This is a genomic window from Paraburkholderia sp. HP33-1, from assembly GCF_021390595.1.
Taxonomy (GTDB): Bacteria; Pseudomonadota; Gammaproteobacteria; order Burkholderiales; family Burkholderiaceae; genus Paraburkholderia.
Window position 1 is genome coordinate 32,866 of record NZ_JAJEJR010000001.1, and the last position, 26,161, is coordinate 59,026.

General features: G+C 59.4%; 25 protein-coding genes, 1 tRNA gene and 1 pseudogene. 14 read left to right on the plus strand and 13 right to left on the minus strand.

Annotated elements, in window-relative coordinates:
* The first annotated feature begins 251 nt into the window (after positions 1 to 251).
* The 3 genes from L0U81_RS00120 to L0U81_RS00130 all read left to right on the plus strand — a co-directional run bounded on the left by L0U81_RS00120 (position 252) and on the right by L0U81_RS00130 (position 4,398).
* Complete coding sequence (locus L0U81_RS00120; protein WP_233799588.1) at positions 252 to 566, plus strand: helix-turn-helix domain-containing protein; 315 nt, start codon at positions 252 to 254, stop codon at positions 564 to 566.
* A 121-nt stretch (positions 567 to 687) separates the two neighbouring features.
* Entirely contained in the window at positions 688 to 1,695 is a 1,008-nt protein-coding gene (locus L0U81_RS00125; protein ID WP_233799589.1) for an AAA family ATPase, read from the plus strand.
* A gap of 3 nt (positions 1,696 to 1,698) precedes the next feature.
* On the plus strand, positions 1,699 to 4,398 hold the full coding sequence (locus tag L0U81_RS00130; protein ID WP_233799590.1) for a S8 family peptidase: 2,700 nt from the start codon (positions 1,699 to 1,701) through the stop codon (positions 4,396 to 4,398).
* 130 nt (positions 4,399 to 4,528) lie between these two features.
* On the opposite strand, the gene L0U81_RS00135 is transcribed toward L0U81_RS00130, so the two are convergent.
* The 5 genes from L0U81_RS00135 to L0U81_RS00150 form a co-directional block, all read right to left on the minus strand.
* Positions 4,529 to 4,909 (minus strand): hypothetical protein, encoded by a 381-nt coding sequence (locus L0U81_RS00135; protein ID WP_233799591.1) that lies wholly within the window; start codon positions 4,907 to 4,909, stop codon positions 4,529 to 4,531.
* Between the two features lie 1,204 nt (positions 4,910 to 6,113).
* The gene (locus L0U81_RS00140) at positions 6,114 to 6,425 is read right to left on the minus strand and encodes a helix-turn-helix domain-containing protein (protein ID WP_233799592.1); all 312 of its coding nucleotides are present in this window, start codon (positions 6,423 to 6,425) and stop codon (positions 6,114 to 6,116) included.
* A gap of 198 nt (positions 6,426 to 6,623) precedes the next feature.
* Positions 6,624 to 6,749: a hypothetical protein gene (locus L0U81_RS33470; protein WP_267956367.1), complete on the minus strand. Its 126-nt coding sequence runs from the start codon at positions 6,747 to 6,749 to the stop codon at positions 6,624 to 6,626.
* Positions 6,750 to 6,808: 59 nt separating this feature from the next.
* Positions 6,809 to 6,988, minus strand: a complete 180-nt coding sequence (locus L0U81_RS00145; protein WP_233799593.1) for a hypothetical protein — start codon at positions 6,986 to 6,988, stop codon at positions 6,809 to 6,811.
* 57 nt (positions 6,989 to 7,045) lie between these two features.
* On the minus strand, positions 7,046 to 7,513 hold the full coding sequence (locus tag L0U81_RS00150) for a hypothetical protein (protein ID WP_233799594.1): 468 nt from the start codon (positions 7,511 to 7,513) through the stop codon (positions 7,046 to 7,048).
* A 381-nt stretch (positions 7,514 to 7,894) separates the two neighbouring features.
* Here L0U81_RS00150 and L0U81_RS00155 point away from each other — a divergent pair, with 381 nt between their 5' ends.
* Together L0U81_RS00155 and L0U81_RS00160 are read left to right on the plus strand one after the other, a co-directional pair.
* Positions 7,895 to 8,665 (plus strand): hypothetical protein, encoded by a 771-nt coding sequence (locus L0U81_RS00155; RefSeq protein ID WP_233799595.1) that lies wholly within the window; start codon positions 7,895 to 7,897, stop codon positions 8,663 to 8,665.
* A 124-nt stretch (positions 8,666 to 8,789) separates the two neighbouring features.
* Entirely contained in the window at positions 8,790 to 9,029 is a 240-nt protein-coding gene (locus tag L0U81_RS00160) for a type II toxin-antitoxin system CcdA family antitoxin (protein WP_233799596.1), read from the plus strand.
* A gap of 59 nt (positions 9,030 to 9,088) precedes the next feature.
* Here L0U81_RS00160 and L0U81_RS00165 read toward each other — a convergent pair whose 3' ends face one another.
* Positions 9,089 to 9,451: a DUF7673 family protein gene (locus tag L0U81_RS00165; protein WP_233799597.1), complete on the minus strand. Its 363-nt coding sequence runs from the start codon at positions 9,449 to 9,451 to the stop codon at positions 9,089 to 9,091.
* Positions 9,452 to 9,570: 119 nt separating this feature from the next.
* Here L0U81_RS00165 and L0U81_RS00170 point away from each other — a divergent pair, with 119 nt between their 5' ends.
* Complete coding sequence (locus L0U81_RS00170) at positions 9,571 to 9,708, plus strand: hypothetical protein (protein ID WP_233799598.1); 138 nt, start codon at positions 9,571 to 9,573, stop codon at positions 9,706 to 9,708.
* Positions 9,709 to 9,731: 23 nt separating this feature from the next.
* Here L0U81_RS00170 and L0U81_RS00175 read toward each other — a convergent pair whose 3' ends face one another.
* The 3 genes from L0U81_RS00175 to L0U81_RS00185 all read right to left on the minus strand — a co-directional run bounded on the left by L0U81_RS00175 (position 9,732) and on the right by L0U81_RS00185 (position 12,397).
* Positions 9,732 to 10,529 carry a hypothetical protein gene (locus tag L0U81_RS00175; protein ID WP_233799599.1) on the minus strand — a complete coding sequence of 266 codons (798 nt, stop codon included), beginning with the start codon at positions 10,527 to 10,529 and terminating at the stop codon, positions 9,732 to 9,734.
* Between the two features lie 421 nt (positions 10,530 to 10,950).
* Positions 10,951 to 11,247: a hypothetical protein gene (locus L0U81_RS00180; protein ID WP_233799600.1), complete on the minus strand. Its 297-nt coding sequence runs from the start codon at positions 11,245 to 11,247 to the stop codon at positions 10,951 to 10,953.
* A gap of 16 nt (positions 11,248 to 11,263) precedes the next feature.
* Positions 11,264 to 12,397, minus strand: coding sequence for a hypothetical protein (locus tag L0U81_RS00185; protein ID WP_233799601.1), 1,134 nt, complete (start codon positions 12,395 to 12,397; stop codon positions 11,264 to 11,266).
* Between the two features lie 91 nt (positions 12,398 to 12,488).
* Here L0U81_RS00185 and L0U81_RS00190 point away from each other — a divergent pair, with 91 nt between their 5' ends.
* From L0U81_RS00190 to L0U81_RS00205, 4 genes are all read left to right on the plus strand, one after another.
* The gene (locus L0U81_RS00190; protein ID WP_233799602.1) at positions 12,489 to 12,758 is read left to right on the plus strand and encodes a hypothetical protein; all 270 of its coding nucleotides are present in this window, start codon (positions 12,489 to 12,491) and stop codon (positions 12,756 to 12,758) included.
* Positions 12,759 to 13,089: 331 nt separating this feature from the next.
* On the plus strand, positions 13,090 to 14,097 hold the full coding sequence (locus tag L0U81_RS00195) for a hypothetical protein (RefSeq protein WP_233799603.1): 1,008 nt from the start codon (positions 13,090 to 13,092) through the stop codon (positions 14,095 to 14,097).
* Between the two features lie 5 nt (positions 14,098 to 14,102).
* Complete coding sequence (locus L0U81_RS00200) at positions 14,103 to 14,897, plus strand: hypothetical protein (protein WP_233799604.1); 795 nt, start codon at positions 14,103 to 14,105, stop codon at positions 14,895 to 14,897.
* Positions 14,898 to 15,095: 198 nt separating this feature from the next.
* Positions 15,096 to 16,163 carry a tyrosine-type recombinase/integrase gene (locus L0U81_RS00205; RefSeq protein WP_233799605.1) on the plus strand — a complete coding sequence of 356 codons (1,068 nt, stop codon included), beginning with the start codon at positions 15,096 to 15,098 and terminating at the stop codon, positions 16,161 to 16,163.
* Between the two features lie 25 nt (positions 16,164 to 16,188).
* Here L0U81_RS00205 and L0U81_RS00210 read toward each other — a convergent pair.
* Positions 16,189 to 16,264 (minus strand) — tRNA-Lys (locus L0U81_RS00210).
* Positions 16,265 to 16,468: 204 nt separating this feature from the next.
* Here L0U81_RS00210 and L0U81_RS00215 point away from each other — a divergent pair.
* Together L0U81_RS00215 and L0U81_RS00220 are read left to right on the plus strand one after the other, a co-directional pair.
* Positions 16,469 to 16,855 (plus strand): annotated as a pseudogene (locus tag L0U81_RS00215) (PaaI family thioesterase).
* Positions 16,856 to 16,930: 75 nt separating this feature from the next.
* Positions 16,931 to 17,809 (plus strand): patatin-like phospholipase family protein, encoded by an 879-nt coding sequence (locus tag L0U81_RS00220; protein ID WP_233799606.1) that lies wholly within the window; start codon positions 16,931 to 16,933, stop codon positions 17,807 to 17,809.
* A 52-nt stretch (positions 17,810 to 17,861) separates the two neighbouring features.
* Here L0U81_RS00220 and L0U81_RS00225 read toward each other — a convergent pair whose 3' ends face one another.
* Positions 17,862 to 18,875: a D-2-hydroxyacid dehydrogenase family protein gene (locus tag L0U81_RS00225; RefSeq protein WP_233799607.1), complete on the minus strand. Its 1,014-nt coding sequence runs from the start codon at positions 18,873 to 18,875 to the stop codon at positions 17,862 to 17,864.
* 384 nt (positions 18,876 to 19,259) lie between these two features.
* Between L0U81_RS00225 and L0U81_RS00230 the strand changes: the two genes are divergently transcribed.
* Entirely contained in the window at positions 19,260 to 21,116 is a 1,857-nt protein-coding gene (locus L0U81_RS00230; protein WP_233799608.1) for a phosphoenolpyruvate carboxykinase (GTP), read from the plus strand.
* Between the two features lie 341 nt (positions 21,117 to 21,457).
* Complete coding sequence (locus L0U81_RS00235; protein WP_233799609.1) at positions 21,458 to 22,561, plus strand: LysR family transcriptional regulator; 1,104 nt, start codon at positions 21,458 to 21,460, stop codon at positions 22,559 to 22,561.
* 187 nt (positions 22,562 to 22,748) lie between these two features.
* On the opposite strand, the gene L0U81_RS00240 is transcribed toward L0U81_RS00235, so the two are convergent.
* Both L0U81_RS00240 and L0U81_RS00245 read right to left on the minus strand, forming a co-directional pair.
* Entirely contained in the window at positions 22,749 to 25,424 is a 2,676-nt protein-coding gene (locus L0U81_RS00240; protein WP_233799610.1) for a DNA topoisomerase III, read from the minus strand.
* A 311-nt stretch (positions 25,425 to 25,735) separates the two neighbouring features.
* Positions 25,736 to 26,113 carry a thioredoxin family protein gene (locus L0U81_RS00245; protein ID WP_013088044.1) on the minus strand — a complete coding sequence of 126 codons (378 nt, stop codon included), beginning with the start codon at positions 26,111 to 26,113 and terminating at the stop codon, positions 25,736 to 25,738.
* Positions 26,114 to 26,161 lie beyond the last annotated feature (48 nt).

Here is a 26,161-nt window from a genome sequence, read left to right on the forward strand (position 1 = left end):
AACCTCCTAACTGCACGTCGCCTTTTTTGAGCATGACCGCGATTGCTCCATCCGATCTCGTTTTTCGCGAACGCCTGCCCGCCATGCTGAGATAGATGACCGAAGGACTGACGAAACTCGACGCGATGGGCATCTGGCATCGTGTGGTCATTGGGAACTGAGCTTTCTGTCCAGTAGCACTGAGTGCTATAATTAAAAAATACCAAATTTTATTTGGCTGCGTACCGATAAGGGGATAAAGCGAGGTCTCAATGCACAAGACAAGGTCGCCCGTTATCGAAGCTGCGCGTGAAACGGCCAAAGGCCTGCACAAGGCAGGTGCACCCGATCAGATCACGCTACGCGAATTCGATCCGCTCTGGGTGCCACCGATAGAGCCCCTGGAGCCGGCCGAAATCAAGCGCATCCGTGAAGGCGCGCATGTCAGCCAAGCAGTTTTCGCGCGCCTGCTCAACACAAGTCTATCGACAGTTCAGAAGTGGGAGATCGGTCAAAAGAAGCCAGCGGGCACAGCACTCAAGTTGCTGCATCTGGTTCAGAAGCGCGGGCTGGAGGTCATCGCGTAACGGCAGTGCTCCGGCAACACCCGGTCAGGGCGCAAACGTACAATCCGGCCTGTAGCCATCGAGTCCCTCCTGTTGATGTGTTAGCACTTGTCCGACGGCCCGCAAGAAAGGGTGAAATTACATGAACGCCGATATTCTGAAGAGAGTGGTGCGAGCCATCGCCGATGGTTCGCAAACGGACCTAGACCGGCTGGCCGGCAAGATCGTCGAAGCGGAGCGCAAAACCGGGCACGTCCGGCTTGCCGAACAGCTTGACGCTATCCTGAAGCAGCCTAGGCCCAAGCGGCCTGCCGCGTCTCTGTCGACGCCCGACATTGACCGCACGCTAAAAGAGCTTCCGTTAAGCCGACGCCATGGCGAGACTCTGGCCACACTGATACCACACGATCAGCTTGAACATCACATGGTGCTGCCTGAAGTGGTCGAGCAACGCTTCGCGCGCATTGAGGCGGAGTACGCTGCTCGCGATCGGCTTCGCACCTATGGGCTCAGGCCTCGTAAGACCGTATTGCTCTACGGCCCTCCGGGGTGCGGCAAATCCTTGGGGGCCAAGCGGCTCGCTTGGAACACGGGCTTGCCGCTGATGAAGGTGCGCTTCGACGTTCTGATCTCTTCGTTCTTCGGAGAGTCGGCTCAGAACCTGCGATCGATTTTCAGCAGTGCCCGAGAGAAGCCATGCGTGCTGCTGCTCGACGAATGCGACTTCATCGCACGGTCGCGCACGGCCTCCAAGGACATCGGCGAGGTTTCACGCATCGTTAACTCGCTGTTGCAATTGATGGAGGAGTACGACGCACCTGGCTTGCTCGTGGCGACAACTAATCTGGAGTCAGCTTTGGACCCTGCGCTTTTCAGGCGTTTCGACGATGTATTCTCCATCCCGTTGCCAGGCGCAGCCGAGATTGAAAAACTCCTGAAGCTGACGTTATCCAGTGTGTTGCTGGACGCCTCCATCGCTTGGGAGCCGTTGGTCGCCAAGCTCGAAGGTTCATCGGCCGCGATGGTCGTGAAGGCGGCGCAGGACGCCGCGAAGGCCGCCGTGCTGGCCGGCCGTAAATCCTTGTCGCAAGACAAGCTCCTGAGGGCCGTTGAAGAACTACAACGGCACGACGCGGCGCAGAGGGCGTAATCCATGCCGGGAGCACACAACTTTGAACACCTCCCGCTGCTCCTTCGCTATCAAGGTAGGGCGCGCCTGCGCGGGGGGGGCGACCCTTCGCCACAAACACTAGCCAACAAAGGCGTGCAGCGCCAGGCGCACAGCGTTGCGCTCGACACGGCGGCTCAGGCGCTAAGCGCGAATTGGGAGGCGCGTAAGGCACAACGCCAGGCAGCCGGGCAGACCCTGCCGGACATCCCAGCAGGCATTCCCATCCTACTTCAGATTGACACCGGCCTCGATCTCGACGTCCTGCGGGCCAAGTTTGAATTTGAGATCGTTGCGGAGCAAGAAGAGGGCTATGTGATCGTGGCGTCTGAAGACATTCAGCTTGCTGCGTTCCGGGCCATGGTCCAAGGCTTCGCCGTCACAGTACACGGCTCGGCGACCATCGCCGAGGTCCACACGCTGTTCGACGATCCCGACCAAACGGACCGGCTGGGCCGCATCCTCTCCGAACATCTCATGGCGTCATGGGGCAATATCAACGACGACCAGCTCTACATTGTCGATATCGGCATCGCCTGCGCCGGCACCCAAGAGATTCCGCCTCGCCCCACCCGCGGCAAGCGCGCGACGGACGCGCAATGGGCGGCCAAAGAGTTCGAGTGGTCGGAAAAGCGTACCAGCGCCTATAACGAGTGGGACGACATCAAGATCGAACGCGAGACTTCCATCCAGAAGTTCACCGAGTTCTACCAAGCAGAAATTCTGCATCTTACCGACAGCGCCGACTTCGATGCAGGCGTTCTCCCTGACAGCTTCACGGTCCGGCTGAAGATCTCGGGGAAGGGGCTCAAGGACTTCGTTCTCAACTACCCCTACATCTTCGAGGTCATCGAGCCAGAAGACATCGCTCTTCCCCAGGACCAAGGTCAGCAGGGCGAACAAGCGGCACCGGCAGTGACGCCGATTGCACCCGATGCGGACGCGCCCACCGTCTGCGTCATCGACAGCGGCATTCAAGAAGCTCACGTCCTGCTTCAGCCCGGTATCGACCAGGCCACTTCCCATTGCTTTCTGCCGGGCGAAGCCCCGACGGCCGTCGCGGATGAGGTCGCGCCGGGCGGACATGGCACACGCATCGCGGGCGCGGTGCTGTACGGCGAGGACGTGCCAGCCGAAGGTGCGCCTCAGTTGCCGTTCTGGATTCAAAACGCCCGCGTGCTGGACGCACAGAACGCGATGCCCGTCGAGTTGTTCCCTCCGGAGGCGCTGCGCAAGGCCGTAGAGCGCTTCAACGACGGCCCGCGCCGGCCCCGAATCTTCAACCACTCGATCAATGCGCGTGGCTACTGCCGCACGCGCTATATGTCTTCCTGGGCCGCAGAGATTGACCAGTTGTGCAACGAGCGAGACATTCTCATCGTGCAAAGCGCCGGCAATCTGCCGCTGCAGGGCACGTCTCCCTTTCTGGGGATCGCCGATCACCTGAGTGCAGGCCGGAACTATCCCGGGTATCTCGAAGAAAATGCGGCCCGCATTGCCAATCCCGGTCAGAGCCTGCAGGCTCTGACCGTCGGATCAATCGCCTACGACGCTGCTGAACTGGGCGCATGGCGGACTTTCGCCACGCAGCCCGCAGGCCCTTCGGCGTTTTCGCGGTCTGGTCCAGGCATCTGGAACGTCATCAAGCCCGAAGTTGTCGAGTACGGCGGCGACGCCGTTCGGACGAACAACGCACCGCCAGACATCCAGGCCGGCGGCCGCATTCCCACGGCTTGTCCCAACCTCGTCCGGTCAACGCTGCACGGGCCCGGGCCTGCAGCGGACCGCGACGCCGCTGGTACGTCCTACGCTACGCCCAAGGTGGCGCGCATTGCTGCACAGATCCAGCGCGTATTGCCCGCGGAGCCTGCGCTGCTGTATCGCGCCCTCGTCGTGCAATCGGCACAATGGCCGGTTTGGGCTGAAGACCTCTTGTCGCGTCTGCGCAATCCACCGCCAAACATGCCCCAGGCGGAAAAGCAGGCCTTGTTCGCCGCAGTATCAAGCGCCTTCCGATGCCTAGGCTTTGGCATACCGGACGAAGCGCGGGCTACCACGAACACTGATCATCGAACGACGCTCATCACGAGCAGCGACACCGAGATTCACGCTGGTGAATGCAACATTTATCAGGTGCCAATTCCGGCCGAGTTGCGCCAGCAGGCCGACGAATTCGACATCCGCATCGATGTGACGCTGTCCTACGTCGCGCAGCCGCGGCGCACGAGGCGCAATCTGCGCCGCTATCTCTCGACATGGGTCGATTGGAAGGCCAGCAAGCTTGGCGAGGGGCTGCACGACTTCCGGGTGCGTGCCATGAAGGACGCGAAAAACGGCGAGGCACCCCTGCCTGGCTCGACGCTGCCCTGGGTGCTGCACGACAAACCGCAGGACGGCCTAATTAGGGACTTCAAGCGCAACAGCGGGACGGTGCAGAAGGACTGGGCTGTCGTTAGTTCGAACAGCTTGCCCGACCACTTCTGCATTGCTGTGGTCGGCCATCAAGGCTGGAGCCACGACCCGGACTCGACTGCGCGCTATGTGCTCGCCGTGACCTTTGAAATCTTGGGAGGCGAAATCACGATCTACGAACCGCTGCGTGCGGCGATCGCCGAACTGCAGGCTCATACCGAGGCCGAGATCGAGGCCGACGAAGTAGAAGTGGAAATCGAAGCGACCGAATGATGCGCAGGCAACCACACGGTCGCTTTGGCCGTCATACCGCTTTGCACCTTCTCGGCGTAGATACCTTTGTTGTAGTCGTCGCGCGCCTCAAGTCAAAACAGGAGGGCAATTTGCCCTCCTGTGTCCTTCATTAAAACGGCAACCCGTCGCGCTCATCTTTCGGTGGAAGTTGAGAGGTTGGCGTATGGCTCGGCAGGGTGCCGATGGCGGTGGTGGTGAATTCGCCGGTCTTTATGCAGCGCCAGGCCCAGCAGGATGCGGTGTCCAGATCGGGCACTCTGCGCCAATCGCCGGATCGGTAGGGGCGAAACTGCCATTGTGCGCCGTGCCCGGTGTGAAATACCACCAGGCGCCCGACTTCGCCGACCTGCGCTGCACTGTTCTCCAGCCGGATAACGCGAACTTCTTCACCGAAATCGAACACCGCCTCATCGCGCACGATACAAAGCAATTCGACATCAAGAAAGAAATCGCACGCGACGTGCTTTGCGGATTGGGGGATGTTTTCCATTGCTCATTCTCCTGTTGCGCCGGGCCACGATGGGATTGGTGTTTGGCCTGACAGCAGGTGATGGCGAGCGCGAATTGATAAAACGGGATCGGCCGAGTATGCGTACCCGTTACCCTGCCAATCGACGAATATCCCTATAACAGGCGCGCGTATGGTGATTTCTTGAATTACTGTTAGGATAACTATTCGATCTGTGAAAGGGTCGGTAGTCCACACACTCTCCTGAATGTGCTGGGGCTGCCAACCCCAGACACGTTCGTGCACTTCGGTTTCAGTCGACTGCCAATCGATTGAAATTGACCGCTGAAGCGTGGTGCCCATAATCGGGCTCGCCACGTTACGCAGGGCGCTGGGGGCTGCAATGCCCCCTTCGACCCAATCCAGTTTTGCGGAGCGGGAAGTTGGGCGACACGGACACGGGGCCTCAGGTGACTGAGGTAACCCTGCCACGTGCGAATGGGTGGAAATCCCGACAACGGGCGGCCCGAGAGGGTCGGACGGTGTCCCGGGCGGTGGGCTGCTGAGGCGTCAGGAATGGCGCAGGGACGTGAGGAGAAATCTGGATCGTCTGGTACTTGTTGGCGCAAGCTGATGAGATCGCTGGATAGCTCAAGCCGTACGTTGCATCCGCAGAGGATGCATCCGGGTAAGTCGTGACAAGCCGCTGGTTGATTCACCGGGAGGTGGATCAGCTAGTCAGGGCGCGGTGATGCGCCGGCAAAGTAGGGGAGGTGCTCTGGAACCTCGACCCCCTGAAACCCGCCACAAGGCGGGGTAGGCCCGCAGGGCTAATTGCTGGTAGCGGAGCGCGGCGGCGTGTCATGTCGACGTACATGGCTAACGTGGGAATCACCTGCATACCGATTGAGCCCGGGTGGCACCGGGCAAGGTAAAGGTGAGGGAGACTGGCTGATTAGCCGCGATGCGAGGGCAGACCTGACGGTTGTCCGGGCGGAGCGAAAGGCCGGAGCGGTATTTTGAAGTGTACGAGTGTGTTCTGAACCATGGCAGGGCCTGGCCGCCCTGCTCATTTTCACGGAGAAACGACGTAGTAAAAACATCAGACCAACGGCCGCATGGCCAAAGTCGTCACATGATGTGGCGCACAACCGCTGCCGGGGTAGTTCCACCCGGCAGTTTTCCTTTCTGTTGCCGGTCAGTGGGTATACCGATACAGGCCGGTCTGCGCCGGGACCGCGTGCGATTACATTTCGCGGGCAGCGGCAAGCAACCGGCTTCGCGCCCGCTTCGATGCCTGTCCGTACAGCAGGATCAATTCCGCCAGTTCGTCGTCGTCTGTATAGAAGTACGCCACGGGCACCGAAAGCTCAGCCGCCAGCCGGCAGGCGAACGGGTAATCCACCTTGTGGATATCCAGTTCATAGCGATTGATGCGCGTGCTGGCGACGAACGGATCAAGACCGGCCGCGATGCCAAGCGATTTTTGCGACAGGCCGGCGCGAAGCCGGGCTTCTTTCAGCCGACTTCCAAAAACCGTATTTCCTGCTGCCGACATTGCGTAACCCTGTATTTTCCAAGGTTACGAATGTCGTAGTTAATGGATTTTCCAGATACTACGAATATCGTAGTATCTGAGTGTGGTAATCCTGAGGGTGACAAGCCTGTCTCTGGTTGCGAAACCGGTGCAAGTGAGCCTGTCGATGTCAGGAGCGTTCCATCGGCGTCGATCGAGAGTGGTGCCTCAGGCGCCTGCCTACGCCTGCCGCTTCTCGTCGCGAGCTTTCTTCGCCTTCTCGGCTTCGAGTTGCTTCGCTGCCAGCCAGAATGCGCCGATCACGATCGGGATGCCGACGGCAAGAATGTATAGGGTCAGCGCCATGACTCGTATCAGATCAGGGAAATCGGTATAGGACTCGGTCCGTGCCCGGTGATTCCCGGTCAGCGCGAATCGTGGACGCCACGATGGGAGCGGGCATTGGCAGGCTCTTTCGGGTCCCGACCGCATCGGCTGTCGCCCACCTCCCGGCGAACCGCTTCAATTGCACCGGTGAGTGGCAGGAAGAATAGCCGTGGGGCCTCCCTGGCCGCCTTGATGAATTCGCGCATGAAAGCATTCATTGGAGATACTCCTTCGAGACGCGCGAAACCCGCGGGGAATAGTCAGCCCGCATGGTTTCACGACCGATGTGGATCGTCGTAGAAAATGTTTCCCGAAAACCATGAATAGCTGGGATCAGTGTGCCAGTCTGCTCCCGAGTCGAGACGTCCCGGCCAATCCCGTGAGTCGTCGTCGTGAAGGTTGGGGAAATCGAAGTCATCGTGACGCAGGGCATGAGCAGTCACTTCATTTCCTCGATCGAATGGATCGTCGCAGTCAAATCGCTGTGTTCTGCCCGACGGCGTTCCATGAAACAGGGGAGCGAGAGAAGACAGCATGGGTGCAACCAGCAGACCGACGATGGGCGAGGCGACCACATGCACGAAGCGGTCGGCGGTATACAGGTCGATGTGGAAATGCGTCCAGACAGCATCCAGCAAAACTTCGATCAGGACCGCCGTTGCAAACGTCAGCAGACCCACCAGTGCCCGAATCATGAACGGTGCCCGGGCCAATCGGCGATAGGCCAGTATCAGCGACTTCATCTTGTTCCCCTTCTGTTGCGAGTCTCCGGGCTACTCCGCGGGAAGCGGATGCTCCACATGACATCGACCCGTCTGGATGGCTCCCTGGCATGATCAGGCTATCAGTTGACATACTACGATTATCGTAGCAACCTATTCAGGTAACAGCTACAAATAACGCAGCTTTCCGGTGGAAATTTGCGCTGGAAGAACAAGACAGCACCTCGAGGCCACAGAAATTGCGAAGTCAAAGTCGAATTACCTCGCCGTGATGCACCGCGCACGCGCCTGCCTGACCTGAATCGTTTTCAGGTTCCAGCTGCCAATCCATCTGGTTGTCATCCATGCCGTGGGCAGGATGCTGTCCACTGCTGCGCGTCGTTTTCTATTCGGGGATCAACAATGAAGAAGTTTCTGTTTGCCACATCGCTCGCGGGTGCCATTGCGCTGTCTGGCTGCGCAGTCAGCACCGCACCGCTCACGCGGGACCAGGTCGCAGCGAAGGTCGCGCTAAGGACCGGGTATCCCGGCTGCGACAGTTGCAATATGGTCAGGACGTATGCCGCACCGCAGCTTTACCGGCAGCAGTTCGTCAACGATCCGGATTTCCATGGCTGGCTCGATCTGAATCTGCAACTGGCCTCGACGAACTACAACACGATCAATCATGCGCAGGCATACCGGATCGTCGCTGGCGTGATCGTGAACGGTGGCTTTGTCGATGCGTGGCGCAGGAATCATCCGGAAGAGCGCTGCCCGAGCGATAACGAGGTCGTGCATGGCTATCACGGCTTCCATGCGGGTCAGGGCATCGAGTTCTGGCTGGTGAAGAGCGACGGTACCTATGTGCCGCTCGGCCACGTCGCCGACTTGAATGGCGAGATGATCAAAAACCTCGAATGCTTCAACAGTACCGGTAGCGGGGCCTCGTGGACCCAGATGATCGACCTGCCGGCCAGCGTGCTTGAGGATGCGTATCGTCAGAATCAGCCTGTCCGGATTTTCGCGGGCAAGACGCTGACAAAATATGAGTCGACGAGCGACGGCTACAAGCCGGTGACGGTCGCGTACGAGGTCCGCAAGGGTTTGACGTTCGAATTCAGCCCGGATTACGTCGGCGGCTTCGTGGATGGTCTGAAGCGCCTGGGGGCTGACACACCAGCTGCGCGCTAAGGCCGCCATCGACAATGCCTCGACGCCGGGCAGAACCGGGCCGTATTTTGCGTTCTAGAATCAGGGAAGCGGATACACCATGTGTTGACGTTGTGCTGACCGATGATCAGTGTGGAGATTGACGATGGCGACCTATACCGGTATCCCGGAAAGAAGGGCGAATGCCTCGCCGACTGAAAACCTTCTTTCTGAGGCAAAAAATCTGGGCGTTGATGTCTCGAACGTGACAGAAGCGGAACTTGCCCGCGCCACGTCCGACAGGCGTGCCGAGCTATGGCTGAAGGAAAACGCGGAAGCGATCGCGTACTACAACGACTACATCGAGAAAAATGGTCTACCGCTCGAAAACTACCGGAAGTTCTGATAGAACGATTCCGTGCCTCGGCTTTCTCCCCGTGGCATTGCCACGGGGAACTGCGTCAATTAGTCGGATGAGTCAACGAGCCCCCAGTCGATCGCCAGTTGCTCGAAGCGTTTTGCACCAAGGCAAAAATATTGATCGATACTGTGCGAGCAGGCCAGGGTGTCCATTTTAAGAACACGAAGTACGTCGTCGAAGCATTCCCGGTCGAGCATGCGCAGGTCGGTGAGCTGAAACGGGAAACGCTTCGAGTTGTACAGGCCGAGCAGGAACAGGGCAACGACATAGCTCGCTCCTGAGTCCTCGTGGGCGATGGCGAACAGCCGGCGCAGGGCAGGAACCCCATCGTCGACGAGGTCCTGGTTGGGCTGGTTATTGTGCAGGATCTGGTTGAGAAATTCCTGGAAGGGGTCGCGAGTCGACATGTGATGGCTCCGGTTGGTTGTCGTGGCACATCGTTATGTCGAACACGTGCGTATATGCGTGTTCGGATACCGGGCTTGACCTAACGTAGAGAGTGGAGGACCCGATAATGGACGGAAGGATGATTGCGATCGCGCGTCGCCTGTTTCCTCGCGCACAGGGCCGGGAAGCAGTCGTTGCATTGTCGGCGGTGATTTCCGGCGCGATCGGATCGATCGCGACCCTGGTCACCATGGCCATGTTGATTTGGGGGCGCTGAAGCGTTACGTCTGATCAGTAACGTCAGGAAACGACCGTGTTTTCGGCCTGTTCGGGAAATGCGCACAGAAAGGCCTCGCGTCTTTCCGCATGTGTCAGCCCATTAATCACGGGCCGATCCGGCAGGAAACGGACGTAAGCAAGGAAAGAACGTTCGGACAATTGCGGCCCACTGGCCGGCCGCAGGCGTTTCCAGTCGCGCCGCAGTTCGGCGACAAGCTTGCCGACCTGTCGGCGCACGAGACGAAAACCCGGCTCAGCGTACAGCCGGTCGAGCAGGATCTCGGCATCGGCGTCCCGCAAGGCACCGTCGATTTCGATCTGCCGGCGCCGATCCGGGGACAATGAAGCGATCCGATGAATGCGATCGAGGCACAGGTTGTAGCTGCGATGGGTTAATCGCCACGACCAGGATTTGCCGTCGTGGACCAGTTCGTGTTGCTGATCGGATGATTTCAGCCGCGAATGCGGATCGCGCAGATCCTGAAGCTGCTCGCGTTGGGTTACGAGGCCACGGCCTTCGCTTGCCAGTAATACCCAGTCGACAACCCGTTGTCCGTTTGCGCCCCGCGCAGTCAATCGTACGGCATGCAGGCAGGTGCTGGCCTCACCGGCCATTCGGCGTTTGTGCTTGGTCTGGCGACTGAGCTCCGTGCCATAGGCTTCAGCGAATTTTTTTGCAAGTCGGTCGAAGCCCGCGAGGTCCGTTCGTCCCGACGTATAGAAGAAGTGCTGATGGGTCGCAGCCTGCTGGAGGCGCTGCATGTAGCGGATTTTGTCGGGATGGAGCATGGCGCATACGCCGAGGATGATTTTCATCATTATAAATTAGCAAAGCTAATTAAATGGAATATAAATCTACTTTTACAATTATCAATACGTGTTATGGATGATCTGCGATGCCAGGTGAACCCGCGATTTTCTGATCGAATGTGCAATGCGATATGTGCACTGCACACTGCGATATGTGCAGTGTGCAGTGTGCAGTGTGTAGTGCACATAGACCGGATGAAACACTGGCCTAGTGGGCGTCCGCGGGGACGGCATAAAGAGACGGCATTTATATTTAGAGGGTGTGCGGGCGTAAAAATGAGTCGCCGAAGGCGACATGATTAATAGAGGTTCCGATTTTTCGTTTACGTATCAGGGTGCGACGGAAATTCCATTGGGAATTGTACAAAAATCGCGAAATTTTTAGCTTTATTCAGCGAGGTATCGGCCGCGCTAACCCGTCTCAGGTCAGTCAGAAAAAGATGTTCAGATTACCCAACAAGTTAAGCGCCGACCTGGTATTCGGCTGATAGGCAATGCTCGTCATGTGATTGACATGGCTGACCCCGACGCTGCCGTAGACCCAACGCATCAACCGCGCATTGTAGGAAAGCGTGATGGCCTTCGAGTCCCGATGCACGAGCGCACCTTCTGCCTGGTAGAGGTGAATGCGCATATCCGCGTACAACATCCCGAAGCGGCTGACGCGTACTTTGACGAGCTTGAGCGGATACTTCAGTTCGTCTGCGTGGCAGTGTGAGTTCGGCATCGCGCTATAGCCATCACTACGATTGCGGGGTGGTATCCCACGGACCATGAAGGTTGGTCGCCACGTGTGACATTTCTTCGCACGTCGTATTCAGACCTTCGACCCATTGATCCCTTTCAGCTGGATTGACCGATCCGCTCAAAAAACTACTGTCCCGTGCGATGACGTATCCGGAAACTGCTCGGAATGAGGCGCTACCGTACAGGCCAGACTCATCTAGTGGATCAACGTGACCGCGACGAATGTACTCACTGACTACCGTCACGAATTTTTCTTTCAGAGGTTCCATCCAGGATTGACTGGCGAATTGCACGACCTGATCCCAGACAATCCGGTCCAGGATAATGGCCATATCAATATAAGAAAGCAGTAGCGATTCACGCAGGAGAAGTCCTACGATTGTGAGTCGATCCAGTCTGTCCGGGACGCGGGATAAGGATAAATTCAACCACTGGGTATAAACGCCGGCAAATGATAGTTCGGTGATGGTTCCCTGCGAGTCAGCGGCGATCTTGTGGACGTAAGGGTCGACAATTTTTGAGAGGTCCTTCTCAAGACGCACGAGCCCATGATGATCGAGCAATGCGTTCAGCTCCTGCCGAACCATCTTCAAATTCGGGGCTTCCTTCCCAAATATTGTCCAGAACGGCGATTCAATTAACGCCTTTGTCCCTTCGAAGGGTTGTGTCCCATCTCGGTGCCTCGTCTTATCAACTGCTTCGGTCAGGTACATCGAAGTCTTGGTTGACGAGCCGACTTTACGTTCGACAGACACTTTTCTTGGATGCCAGCCATCACTCAGCACGCGCGCAAAAATTTTTCCGCGATCAGTTCTGCTGGTACCCGCGAATTCCCGATCGCGTCGTTCATCACTCCAGTCCGGCGGGCAGATCGATTTGACCTTGTAGTACCACGTCCAAACCTGCAGCTTTTCGATGGGCGATTTAGGCGGGCGTCCGGGCTGCGGTGGCTTGGGTTCGGATTTGATCCACGCTCTTTGCCCTTGCTTGAGTAAAGCCTTCAGATCCTGTTCAAGAGCCTTCTCCTCATCTACCAGCATTTGTGAGTGAGTCCTTTCCTCGTCCAGGATAGCTTGTGCTCGGGCCAGGAATTTATTCTCAGGATCGACTTTGGCGTGCAGGGTTTTCATGGCTGGATGGAACAAATAATTCACTAATTAAAGGCGACCACGATTCGTACCAGATCGGCAAAATACGCTCAAATACTGTGAACGATCGCAAATGACCATGGGAGGTAAAAACGACTTGGAGCTTGAGGAAAAACTGATGTGCCAATTTGGTCCGTTGATCGGCGGTGCAGATCTGCGTCAGGCATTGGGGTTCAGGTCTGCCGTGACGTTTCGCCGGGCAGTCAGGCAGGGAAAACTGCCGGTCAGGGTTTTCGAATTGGAGGGCCGCAAAGGGTGGTTTGCATTGACCACCGACATTGTGGAATGGCTGACTCGGGTGAGTGTCGCATCGATGGCAGTGGCAATGCCTGGCGATTTGTAGCCAGAGACAGGCCAATAACCAAAAGGAGGTTTGACATGTAGCGCGGATTTGCCTGGGAGCGTTGCGCTGAGAAAGAAGAATGCTGCTGACTGGAAATCGCAGTATCCGTTTTTTCCCACGCATACGTCAAGTCTCCTATCGTTAGTTTTTCATCGGGCAGGCTGAAGGATGATCTCATCCATTAATTTCGGTTTGCTAAATAAATCAGTTAATGGCTGAGGGTGGCGTTCGCCTTCTGCTAACCAAATTGGGGGGCGAATGGGAGAAAGTATGTTCAGCAACTGCGTGCCTGGGGTACTGCATGTGCCGATTTTCGGCAAGAGGGGTATCGATGGTTGATCCCCGTACCGTGCCTCATGCCTTCACGGAGGATTTTCAGGCCTCCAAGGCGATTTATCGCCGTATCGAAGTGCGTATGTGGGGCGACGAGAAGTTTCGCCAGCTGACGCCGATCCAGGTCTGTGGACAGGGCCTTTGGATTTACCTGCTCACCGGTCATCACACTCGCCACATTCCCGGAATTTTTCGCACGGGGCGCGCGGCGATGGCAGAAGAACTGGGCTGGACGCTCGACGAATTCGACAAGGCCTTCGCAGAAATCTCGAAGAAGGGCATGGCAAAAGCGGACTGGGCTGCCCGCGTGGTTTGGGTTCCCAATGCCCTGAAGTGCAACCCGCCTCAATCCCCGAATGTCGTGAAGTCTTGGGGGAAGGAATGGGAGTTGATCCCCGAGTGTGACTTGAAGTGCGAGGCAATGGCATCGCTTCGGATCAACGTTCATGTTATCGGGGAGGCTTTCGGAAAGGCTTTTGATGAGACTTTCGGACTGGCGCCAAAGGCATCCAGGAAGTCTCGGGAAAAGGTATCGGCGAAACAGGAACAGGAACAGGAACAGGAACAGGAACAGGAACAGGAACAGGAACAGGAACAGGAACAGGAACAGGAACAGGAACAGGAGCAGGCAGACGGGCGCGATGTCGTCGAGGAAATTTTCGATTACTGGAGAAAAACTATGAATTCATCGCGCTCGAAGCTTGACGGCAGCCGGCGGAAGGCCATCCAGGGCGCGCTCACGATGGGCTATTCGCCGCGCGACCTGTGCTTGGCCATACGTGGTTGTAGCCAAACTCCCTACAACATGGGGAAGAACGAGAAGGGCCAGCGCTACACCGGCCTCGCTCTCATTTTGCGCGACGCAGACCAGATCGACCGCTTCATTGCGAACGATTTGAATCCGCCCGAGGCTCAACCCAAAAACAATCTTGCAGCCGTTAGTGCGGCGAATGCTGCGGCATTTCTTGGTGGCGAAGCAGATCCCAACATCCTTGACATGGAGTGAGCGGCATGAAGCCCAACGAAAAACAGGTTTTCCTGAAGATGCTTTCTCGGACGTTCCGTACGGTTCGCCAGCCGCTGCCTGATCCTGAGGTATTGGGTGTTTGGTGGGGCAAGCTTGAGCCGTACCCGTTGGAAATGGTGGCTTCTGCACTTTCGAGGCACCTCGACGTAAGCGACTTTGCGCCGACGCCGGCGGCGATCCTCAAGTATCTCCCAAAGCGTCGTCAAGATCATCTGGAGGCTGACGAGGCTTGGGCGCTTGCCTCAGTGGCAGTCGATGAAAACGAAACGGTGATCTGGACGGATCAGATTGCCGAAGCGTGGTCGAACGCAAAGCCGCTCTTTGATGGCCGGGGGAACGTGGCAGCCCGAATGGCCTTCAAGGCAGCCTACGTCCGCATTATCGAGCGGGCGGTCGCAACGGATCAGCCGGTGATTTGGCGCATCTCGTTTGGTGCTGATCCGGATCGTCGCCGGCAGGCCTTGGAGCAGGCGGAGCGGGACGGCCGCCTCACGGCAGAGCAGGCTCGTGATGCCTTGCCGCCTCCGGATGCAACCCGCAATGGGTGGCCTCTGCTTGCTTCTTCCGGCAAGAATTGTGGACTCAATGGGATCGGGGCAGGGTACCTGGCGCAGGTGATGGAATTCCTTGGCATGGCCGCTTCTGCGAAGGGGAGCGCTGCCGCGAAAAAATCGCAGAAAGCCCAAACGCAGCGCAAGCAGTTGGCGGCAAAAAAACGTGCGATCGACGAAAAAGTCCAGAAATACGAGAAGGGCAAGGGGGACAGCGAAAGTGAGTGATGACGTTGCCCTAACTCTGCGACAAGTCGCCGATCGGCTGCAACTTTCGTACAGCACGGTTTTCTCCATGCGAGAGCATATCGGGTTTCGGTTGCCAGGATCGCGCGTTTGGCGAGTGCTGCCTTCCAGACTTGCCGAACTGAGTGAAACCAAGAACAATGGAACCCGGCTATCGATGCGGGTCGCTGGAGAAAATGCATGGCAATCCGCAAAGATAAAAAATCCGGTATCTGGCACCTCGACATCCGCACGCCAGGCGGTCAGAGAATTAGACGCTCTGCTGACACTGCGGACAAAAAGGAAGCGCAGGAATACCACGACCGGCTGAAAGCCGATCTGTGGCGGCAGGACAAGCTTGGCGAGGCCCCTGACAGAACATTTGAGGAGGCCGCCGTGCGGTTCTTGCGGGAATGTGAGGGCCAGCGCGATTACGCGACGAAGCTTCGGCATATCGCGTACTGGCGCGAGCAGTTTCCCGGCCGTCTGGTTCGTTCTTTAACCTCTGACGAAATCACCGACTCGTTGCCCACGCACCGGGTTGTCAAGGGCAAGCCCGTGGAGTTGCTAACCGGTAGCACGCGCAACCGGTATATCGCCACCATCAAGCGCCTGCTGAATCTGTGCGTGGCGTGGGAGTGGATCGACCGGGTGCCCAGGTTTCCCCGGTACATCGAGCCGGAGGTGCGTGTTCGCTGGGAGTCACCCGAGGTAATTACTGCGCTTATCAACGCGCTACGGTTGCCCTGGATGCGCGACGCTGCTGTTGTTGCCGTAGCCACGGGCATGCGTCAGTCCGAGCTGTTTGGACTCACGCCGTCCCAGGTCGATCTGGCCCAGAGCAATGCATGGGTCACGCATGAGGGGGCTAAATCCAAGCGTGCCCGCGCGGTACCCTTGAATGGTGACGCGGTCGGCGTGCTGACTCGCCGGTTGAAGTCGGCGGAACGCCTGGCTTTTACGCGTGGAGAGGGGCTGGACGCTCGCATCCAGCAAATCGACACGCGGGATTTCGAGCGGGCCTGTCGGGCGGTCGGCATCGAGGATTTCCACTGGCATGACCTGCGCCATACTTGGGCAAGCTGGCACGTCCAGCGTGGCACGCCGCTGATGGTGCTGAAGGAGCTGGGAGGATGGGAAACGATCGAGATGGTGCAGAAGTACGCCCACCTCGCCCCTAGCCACTTGGCCGCCCACGCGGACACGGTCAAGTTTTGGTCAAGCACCGGGGAGCAGAAAGAAAAAATGCCGCTGGCTAGAGCGGCATAGTTTCTTGATTCTTAAGGAAATTCTTTGGTGGGGCGTGAGTGACTCGAACACTCGACCTACGGATTAAGAGTCCGCTGCTCTACCAACTGAGCTAACGCCCCAACAGAAACGAGATTATGCAGGATCTTCTCGAGATTGCCAAGCCCTTTTAGCAGTTTCATTAAAAAAAGCACGTCGCTGGAGCTCGAGTCCTCCGTCGATGAAACCGCCATTCCGAAAACGTCGACGCATCCGGCGCTGCCGGTATGATGTCGCGGACACCTCGACGCACGCGGCGCAACGCGACGTTCGACCGGGGGATATTCATGGATGACAATGCGATTACCGAGTTGCCCGACCGGGTCCTCGCGCCATGAGCCCGGTCGCTCACGCTGACACCGATCAAGGTCGACGAGGAAAGCTCGACGCTTCGTCTGCCGTTTTCCCGCGAGTGGCGTCACTCGGGCGGCATGATTGGCGGCCAGGTGTTCATGGCAGCCGCCGATACGGCGATGGTCGTCGCGATTACCGCCGCGCTCGGCGGCTTCAAGCCTATGAGCACGGTGTCGCTGAACATCAACTTCATGCGCGCGGTCCGCAAGGGCGACGTGCTGATCGAGGCGCGAGTGCCGCGCATGGGCCGCAATCTCGTGTTCGACGAAGGCGGCACCATGGCCGTTCAAGCCACCACGACTTACGCACTGCTCGGGTGAATGCCCGCTCGATCCGAGCGGGCAGGTGGCACAAAGTACCCATAGCAAGAGCCAAGGAAAGCAAGGAAAAGCAGCATGTTCGATCAGGTCGTATTCGCCGGCGGCGGTAACCGCTGCTGGTGGCAGGCGGGTTTCTGGGACGTCGTGCAGCCGCAGCTCGACATCCGTCCGCGCGTGATCACCGGCATTTCGGCCGGCGCCGCGACTGCGTGCATGATTTACACGCGCGGCGATTCCGACTGGGTCATGCGCTATTACGAAGACGCTCTGCGTCACAACACGCGCAATGCCTATTGGGGCAACCTGCTGCGCGGCGAGTCGGTATTTCCGCATTACCGGATCTACCGGCAGGCGCTGCTCGACATCTACGGCGACAAGTTTTCGAAGCTCGCGCAGGCGCCGGAAATCCGCATCGGCGTATCTCATCTGCCGCGCTGGCTCGGCGCAAGAAGCGCGGTAGCAGCGGGGCTGGTCGCGTACAACATCGAAAAATACGTGCGCAAGTCGTTGCATCCGACGCTCGGTCAGACGCTCGGTTTTCATCCGGAATTCGTGCGCGCGCAGGATTGCGCGAGCGTCGACGAGCTTGCGGACCTGATCCTGCAATCGTCTAGTACGCCGCCGTTCACGCCGGTTCTGCGGCGCAACGGCCGGCCGGTGCTGGACGGTGGGATGGTGGATAACGTCCCGGTTAGCGCGCTCGACGCCGATGTACCGGGTAACGTGCTCGTGATGGTCACGCGTCTTTATCCGCGGCCGCAGATGTTCGTCGTACCGCACGGCGTGCAGCAGCGGCTCTACGTGCAGCCGTCGCGCAAGGTGCCAATTTCAAGCTGGGACTACACGAGTCCGTCGCAGATGGTCCACGCTTATAACCTCGGCCGCGCTGATGGCGAGGTCTTCCTTGAACGCGTGCCTGCGCTGATGGAGGCGGCAGCGCACGAAGCGCGGTGAGCGACGCAGCCCGGCGGGCCAAACCCGACCCGCCAGCCGCCTCACCCGCCAATCACCGCCGACGCCCGCCTTGCAGCGCCTCCGGATTCGCGATACTGGCGGTATCGCCGGCATCGAACGCGAGAATGTTCCTGAACGCCGCGGAGAAATACAGCTCATAGCTCTCGCGCTCCACATAGCCGATGTGCGGCGTGCAGATCACGTTTTCCATGCGCAGCAGGCTGTAGCCCTGCAGGATCGGCTCGCTTTCGTATACGTCGATCGCGACCATCCCCGGACGGTTGTGCGACAGCGCGCTCACCAGCGCGTTCTCTTCGAGCAGCTCGGCGCGGCTAGTGTTCACGAGTAGTGCGGTCGGCTTCATGCGCATCAGATCGTCCTGCTTGACGATGCCACGCGTGTCGTCATGCAGACGCAGATGCAGCGACAACACATCGCTGTTCTCGAACAGCTCCTCACGAGTCGCCGCGACGCCGTAGCCGTCGGCGCGAGCGGCTTCGCGCGAATGCTCGCGGCCCCACACCAGCACGTTCATGCCAAACGCCTTGCCGTAGCCGGCCAGCAGGCGGCCGATCTTGCCGTAGCCCCAGATCCCGAGCGTCTGTCCGCGCAGCACCTGACCCAGGCCGAAGTTCGGGGGCAGTGCCGACGTCTTTAGCCCCGACTGCTGCCAGGCGCCCTGTTTAAGGTTTGCCACGTATTGCGGAATGCGCCGTTGGGCGGCCATGATGAGTGCCCACGTCAGCTCGGCCGGCGCGACCGGCGAGCCGGTGCCCTCGAGCACGGCGATGCCGCGCTCGGTACAGGCTGCCAGATCGATGTGGTTCGACACTTTGCCGGTTTGACTGATCATGCGCAAACGCGGCAACTTGTCGAGCAGTTGCGAGGTGATGCGGGTACGTTCGCGAATCAGGACGAGGGCGTCGACTTCGGCCAACCGGCTTGCCAGTTGTCCGAGACCGCGCACGGTATTGTTGAAAACTTTGACTTCATGGTCGGCCAGCAATTGAAAGCAGTCGAGCTTGCGAACGGCGTCCTGGTAATCGTCGAGGATGGCAATCTTCATGGTATGTAATTTGCGGCGCACCTCGTTGGTGCGAACGGAATGTTATGCTCACTGTCCCAGCGTGTGACTTAGGTCACACGCTGGTCTGGCTGAATGCCCTACCGTAGAAGCTGTCGCACACAAAAGAACGACAGCGCTGGGTGAAGGCGAATTGAGAACGTTTTTAGCAGTTTGTTGCGTGTTGAGGCAAGTCGCTTTACACAAGGTTGCAGAAGCCTTGTCTGGAGCGGGTCTCCGCCTGGCAAGCTGTGTGGCCCAGGACGATCTGCGCAATCGTGCGTCGGCGGTCGAATCGACACGTCGGCGCGATGAATATAATGCCTCTCGCATGCAGCGTCCGAGGGCTTGTACCGTTTTTCTATTGCTTTTAACGGAGACAAGTCGATGAATCTTCCCTCGTTCGAAGGGCAGCCCACTATTCAGGCGCCCACATGGGTCAAACACCGCAAGCTGATCGACTGGGTCCAGCGCGTCGCCGCGCTGACCAAGCCCGAAAAAGTGGTCTGGTGCGACGGTTCGCAGGAGGAGTATGACCGCCTGTGCGCGCAGATGGTCGAAGCCGGTACCCTGAAGAAGCTCAACCCCGCCAAGCGTCCCAATTCCTATCTCGCCTGCTCCGATCCGTCCGACGTCGCGCGCGTCGAGGATCGTACTTTCATCTGCTCGCAGCGCGCAGAAGATGCCGGCCCCACCAACAACTGGATCGCTCCAGACGAAATGCGCTCGACGCTCGACGGCCTGTTCGACGGCGCGATGCGCGGCCGCACGATGTACGTGGTGCCGTTCTCGATGGGCCCGCTCGGCTCGCCGATCGCGCACATCGGCGTCGAGCTGAGCGACAGCCCGTACGTCGTGACCAATATGCGCATCATGACGCGCATGGGCCGCAAAGTGTACGACGTGCTGGGCGAGGATGGCGAGTTCGTGCCATGCGTGCATTCGGTCGGCGCGCCGCTTGCGGCCGGCGAGCAGGACGTGTCGTGGCCTTGCAACAAGACCAAGTACATCGTGCATTTCCCCGAATCGCGCGAAATCTGGAGCTTTGGCTCGGGATATGGCGGCAATGCGCTGCTCGGCAAGAAGTGCTTTGCGCTGCGCATCGCATCGACGATGGGCCGCGACGAAGGCTGGCTTGCCGAACACATGCTGATTCTCGGCGTTACGTCACCCCAAGGGCGCAAGCATCACGTGGCGGCGGCATTCCCGTCGGCGTGCGGCAAGACCAACTTCGCGATGCTGATCCCGCCGGCCGGCCTGCACGGCTGGAAAATTTCGACGATCGGCGACGACATCGCGTGGATCAAGCCGGGCAAGGACGGCCGGCTGTACGCGATCAATCCGGAAGCCGGCTACTTCGGCGTCGCGCCGGGCACGAGCGAAAAGACCAACTACAACGCGCTCGCCACGCTGAAGGAAAACGTGATCTTCACGAACGTCGCGCTGACCGACGACGGCGACGTCTGGTGGGAAGGCATGACCGACGAGCCGCCGGCGCACCTGATCGACTGGCAAGGCAAGGACTGGACGCCGGCCGACGCGAAGGAAAGCGGCCGCAAGGCGGCGCATCCGAACGCGCGCTTCACGGCGCCGGCTTCGCAGTGCCCGTCGATCGATGCGGAGTGGGAAAACCCGGCCGGCGTCGCGATCGATGCATTCATCTTCGGTGGCCGCCGCTCTACCACCGTGCCGCTCGTCACCGAAGCGCGCAACTGGGTCGAGGGCGTCTACATGGCGGCGACGATGGGCTCGGAAACCACCGCCGCGGCTGCTGGCCAGCAGGGCGTGGTGCGCCGCGACCCGTTCGCGATGCTGCCGTTCTGTGGCTACAACATGAGCGACTATTTCAGCCACTGGCTGAAAACCGGCGAGCGTCTGCAACAGCTGAGCGCGAAGCTGCCGAAAATTTTCTGCGTGAACTGGTTCCGCAAGGGCGCGGACGGCAAGTTCGTGTGGCCGGGCTTCGGGGAGAACATGCGCGTGCTGAGCTGGATGGTCGGCCGCGTCGAGGGCGCCGCGAAGGGTGAAGAGCATGCTTTCGGCGTTTCTCCGCACTACGAGGACATCGACTGGAGCGGCCTCAACTTCACCCGCGAGCAGTTCGAGCAGGTGATTTCCGTCGACGCCGCCGCATGGCGCAACGAACTTGTGCTGCACTCGGAGCTGTTTGACACGCTGCAACATGGTCTGCCGCCGGCACTGACCGAAGCGAAGCGCGCGCTGGAGGAAAAGCTCACAGCCTGATCATGTGAGTACTCACTCAGCACGAAGAGCCGCCCTTGGGCGGCTTTTTCTTTGGGCACCAGGTTCGTCTCGATTTTTTCCTATCCCGTAACGGCCGTACGACCTTTACGTCTGTTCGGACAAAAGAGGCAGAGCAAGCTGCAGTGCAGCAGATTGTTTTTCTTTTGGGAATAATCTGCGGTCAGGCCCCGCTTTTATCGACACAGTCGTACCAAAATTGCGATATTTCCTATTGCGGAGGCAACTTCTGCACGATTTTGCGAGTCGTAGGAGAATTCCAAGTTCGCTTCACTGGTTTTCACCAATTGTCAGGAAGCAGTAACAAGGCAGGGAGTTGTCCTATGGATCATTTGCAGTCGATGCGAGTTTTCGTCAAGGTGTCGGATCTCGGCAGTTTTGCCCGCGCCGCGAGCGCGATGGATATTTCCAATGCGGTCGCCACCCGGCACGTTGCCGACCTCGAAGGCCGTCTTGGTACGCGGCTGCTCAATCGCACGACCCGCAGCTTGTCGCTGACCGAATCCGGTCAGGTCTATCTCGAGCGCGCCCGTCAGATTCTCGACGAACTGGAAGACGTCGAACAAATGGTGGTGGCGCGCAATCACGAACCGGTCGGCACGCTGCGCATCGTCGCGCCCGTCGTGTTCGGGCTGCATAACCTCGCGCCCGTGCTGCAGACGTACGCGGAGCGCTATCCGAAAGTCATTCCCGACGTCACACTGGTCGATCGTCAGGTCGATCTCGTCGAGGAAGGCTTCGACGTCGGCGTCGTGATCGCGCGGCAAATGCGCAGCGCGAGCATCGTCACACGGCGTCTGACCACCGGCTGCATGACCGTCTGCGCGACGCCGGCGTATCTGGAAAAGCATGGCACACCGACACGTCCCGAACATCTGCTTGAGCATCCGTGCCTGAGCCTGCCGTCGGAATACTGGGGCGATGAGCGCGTGTTCACTGGGCCGGAAGGCGAAGTGCGTGTGAGGCCGTCGAACGTGATCGTCGCGAACAATACGGAAATGTTGCGGCAGTTTGCGCTGCTCGGCATGGGCATCGCCATCCTGCCGAGCTACCTGATCGGTCGCGACATGACGCGCGGCCGGCTCGTGCGTCTGCTCGGAGATTATCGTTTGCCGCAGGTCGAGATCAACATTGCGTATCCGAGCCGCCGTCACCTGCCGGCCAAGGTGCGCACGTTCATCGACCATCTGGTTGAGTATTTCAACCAGACGCCGAACGGTGTGCTTGGCGAGCAATGGATCAAGGACGGTCTGGAGCGGCCGGCAACGTCGGCCGCCTTCGAGTCTGCCGAGTTGCGCGCGCCAGAAGCATTCGATGGCGCCGAACCGCTGTCGCGGCTGCTCGATAGCGAGCTGTCACCGGTCGTGCCAAAGCCGCCGACGAAGTCGACGAATCGCACACGGCCCACGGCGTTGTCGCCGCTGTAAATCTCTCAATGCCGAAGCCCGCAGCTCTGCGGGCGGACAATAAAAAGGCGCAGTCACCTGAAGTGACTGCGCCTTTTTTCATGGGCAGAGGCGGACGAAGCAGCGACCTCCGATGCACGGATCACCGAGTGGCGGCTCACGCGGTCACCGCCGCTAACACCCGCGAGCCGCCGATCCGAGGGCCGCCTTACGAGCCGGTTTTACGCGTCGCGGTTTTCTTCGCCGGTGCCTTCTTGGCTGCTGCGGTCTTGGCGGCGGGCGCTCTCTTCGCCGCCACCTTCTTTTCCGCCGGCTCGGCCTTCACGGCCACCGCGGTATCGCCTTCGTCCGATTCCGGCATGGCCTTCGCCTTCGCCGCCGAGCGAGCGGCCGAAGTCTTCGCCGCCGCGGTTTTCGCCGCCGCCGGCTCCTTCTTCTCGAATTCGAAGCCGATCTTGCCGTCGTTCTGCTTGACGAGGAACGCCTTGAAGTTACGGCCCGTACGCGATGACTTGAAGTTCGTCAGCAGATCGGTACGCCCCTCCTCAAGCAGCTTGGCCATCTGCTCGCGGGCGATTTCCTGCTGCAGGATGACCTTGCCGGAGCGGAAGTCGCACGTCTTCGGATTGGCGACGGAGTTCTCGCAGACGTAGCTCATGCCGTGCTCGAACACGCGGCCCTGACACTTCGGGCACGCGCCGACTGGCTGCTGATCGGAGAAGTCGGGCGGTTCGCCGTCTTCGCCGCCCGCATCCTGGCCGAAGTCGAACTCGAGCTTGTAGTTCTTGATCTCGTCGTCGAGCGACAGTTTCAGGATTGCCGAGAACGGCCGGCCCATCTTGCTGCGGAAACCCGACAGCGGCCCGATCGTCTTGTTCTGCAGCAGTTCCTCGACTTCGGCGATCTCGAACTGACGGCCGCCTGGAATCTTCGAGATCGAGAAGTCGCACTTCGAGCACGCGAAACGCCGGTAGTTTTCCTTCACCTGGCCGCCGCAATTCGGGCAAGGTGTCTGCAACGTCGCGTAATCGCCCGGGATCGTGTCGGAATCGTATTCCTTCGCGCGCTTCACGATGGTCTGCGTCATGCGCGCGATTTCCTGCATGAACGCGTCGCGCGGAAGGTTGCCGCGCTCCATCTGCGACAGCTTGTATTCCCACTCACCGGTCAGTTCCGGCGCGGTCAGCTCTTTCACGCCGAGGCCGCGCAAGAGCGTCATCAGCTGGAAGGCCTTGGCGGCCGGAATCAGATCGCGGCCTTCGCGGATCAGGTACTTTTCGGTGAGCAGACCTTCGATGATCGCCGCGCGCGTCGCCGGCGTGCCGAGCCCCTTGGCCGCCATCGCTTCGCGCAACTCGTCGTCTTCGACCAGCTTGCCCGCGCCTTCCATTGCCGACAGCAGCGTCGCTTCGTTGTAGCGTGCGGGCGGCTTCGTGACCAGTTGCTGCGCGGCGATTTTGTCGGTCTTGACCTTTTCGTCCTTCTGGACCGGCACGAGGTTCGCGTCATCACCGCTAGTTTCGCGGCCATAGATCTGCAGCCAGCCCGGCTCGACCAGCACCTTGCCCTCGGTCTTGAACTGATGGCCGACCACCTCGGTGATGCGTGTCGTCACACGGTATTCGGCGGCCGGAAAGAACACAGCGAGGAAGCGCTTCACGACGAGGTCGTAAAGCTTTTGTTCCGGCTCGGACAGAATCTTCGGCGCCTGCAGCGTCGGGATGATTGCGAAGTGGTCGCTGATCTTCGAATTGTCGAAGATGCGCTTGTTCGGCTTCACCCAGCCCTTGTCGAGCACCTGCTTCGCGAACGGCAGGTAGTTGTTGCTCTCCTTGAGCATGCCGAGCGTCTGCTTGACCGTGTCCAGATAGTCTTCCGGCAGCGCGCGCGCGTCGGTTCGCGGATAGGTCAGCACCTTGTGCTTTTCGTACAGTGCCTGAGCCAGACCCAGTGTGTTCTTCGCGGAAAAGCCGAAGCGGCCGTTGGCTTCACGCTGCAGGCTGGTCAGGTCGAACAGGGCGGGTGACAGCTGCGTCGACGGTTTCGACTCCTCGGTCACCGTGCCGAGCTGGCCGCGGCAAGCCGCGACGATCGTCTCTGCCGCGGGCAGCGACCAGAGGCGCGAATCACGCTTCTCCGGGTCGAATTCGTCGCGCTTGAATTTCGGGTCGAACCAACGGCCTTCGTAGAAGCCGCCCGCGCAGACGAATTCCGCCTTCACTTCCCAGTAGTCGCGCGGAACGAAGCGTCGAATTTTCTCTTCGCGCTCGACGACGATCGACAACGTCGGCGTCTGCACGCGCCCGACCGTGGTCAGGAAGAAGCCGCCGCCCTTGCTGTTGAACGCCGTCATCGCGCGCGTGCCGTTGATGCCGACGAGCCAGTCCGCCTCCGAGCGGCAGCGCGCCGCATCGGCGAGCGGCTGCATCTCTTCGTCGCTGCGCAGACGCGCGAAACCGTCGCGGATCGAGCCGGCCGTCATCGACTGCAGCCACAGCCGTTGCACTGGCTGTTTGGCTTTCGCGTGCTGCGCGATCAGGCGGAAAATCAGCTCGCCCTCGCGCCCCGCGTCGCATGCGTTGATCAGACGGTCGACGTCCTTTCGCTTCATCAGCTTGGTCAGCACCTTCAGGCGCGATTCGCTCTTCGCGATCGGATTCAGATCGAAATGCGGAGGAATGACGGGCAGGTTGGCAAAGCTCCACTTGCCGCGCTTGACTTCGTATTCGTCGGGCGCGGCGATTTCCAGCAGGTGGCCCACTGCCGAGGAAAGGACGTAGTCGTCGCTTTCGTAGTACTCGTCATGCTTGGTAAAGCCGCCCAAAGCGCGCGCGATGTCGTTCGCGACAGAAGGCTTTTCGGCGATGATCAGTGCTTTGGACATGACTCGATGTGAGGTTGGTAGATCGGGGTTGGTGGCCTTGAGCGCGAGAATCGCGCGCGACGCTCGCTTCAGACCGTTTTCGACCCAATAACGACCGCTTTATAGCACAAGGCGCGAACTGGTCGTGTCAAGTGCGATAAAAGCGCGCCATCATAATTGCGCGTTTGGCGATCGATCAACTGCGGCAAGTGCCGCGAGCGGACAGCGATCCCGGCCGCGGTGTTGTCCCAAAATGGTCAACGAAAGGCCGTGTCACAAGCCGTGCCACGAGTCTTTTCGTGTTGCCGGCGGGGCGGCGCGCGAGGCCGCCTTCAGGCGACCGCCAGCGCCGGCCGCAGTTTCGGTGCGCCGGTCACGCCGGGCAGTGCGGTCAGATCCGACAGCATTCGCTCGACGATCGACACCTGTGGCAAAACCGTACCGAAGAATCGTGTCGTCACAGAGTCTTCGATCAGGACGGTCGGGAAATTTTCGACGTCCAGGTCGTCGAAGCGATCCGCATGGGTTTCGATGTCGATCCATGCGAAACAGACTTCCGGGTGCCGCTCGGCCAACTGGTTGAAAGCGTCCCGGTACTCGCGACACGTCCCGCACCACTCCGCGCACAGGCATGCAACGAACAGCGTGTCGGGTTCGTTGACGCGCTCGGCGATCCGGTCCTGATCGGTGTCGAGGTTCAGCGCGGGCATGAAGTGGTTTCCTTGTGTACTTTGTCGGGTGCTTTGGCGCGAATGTAG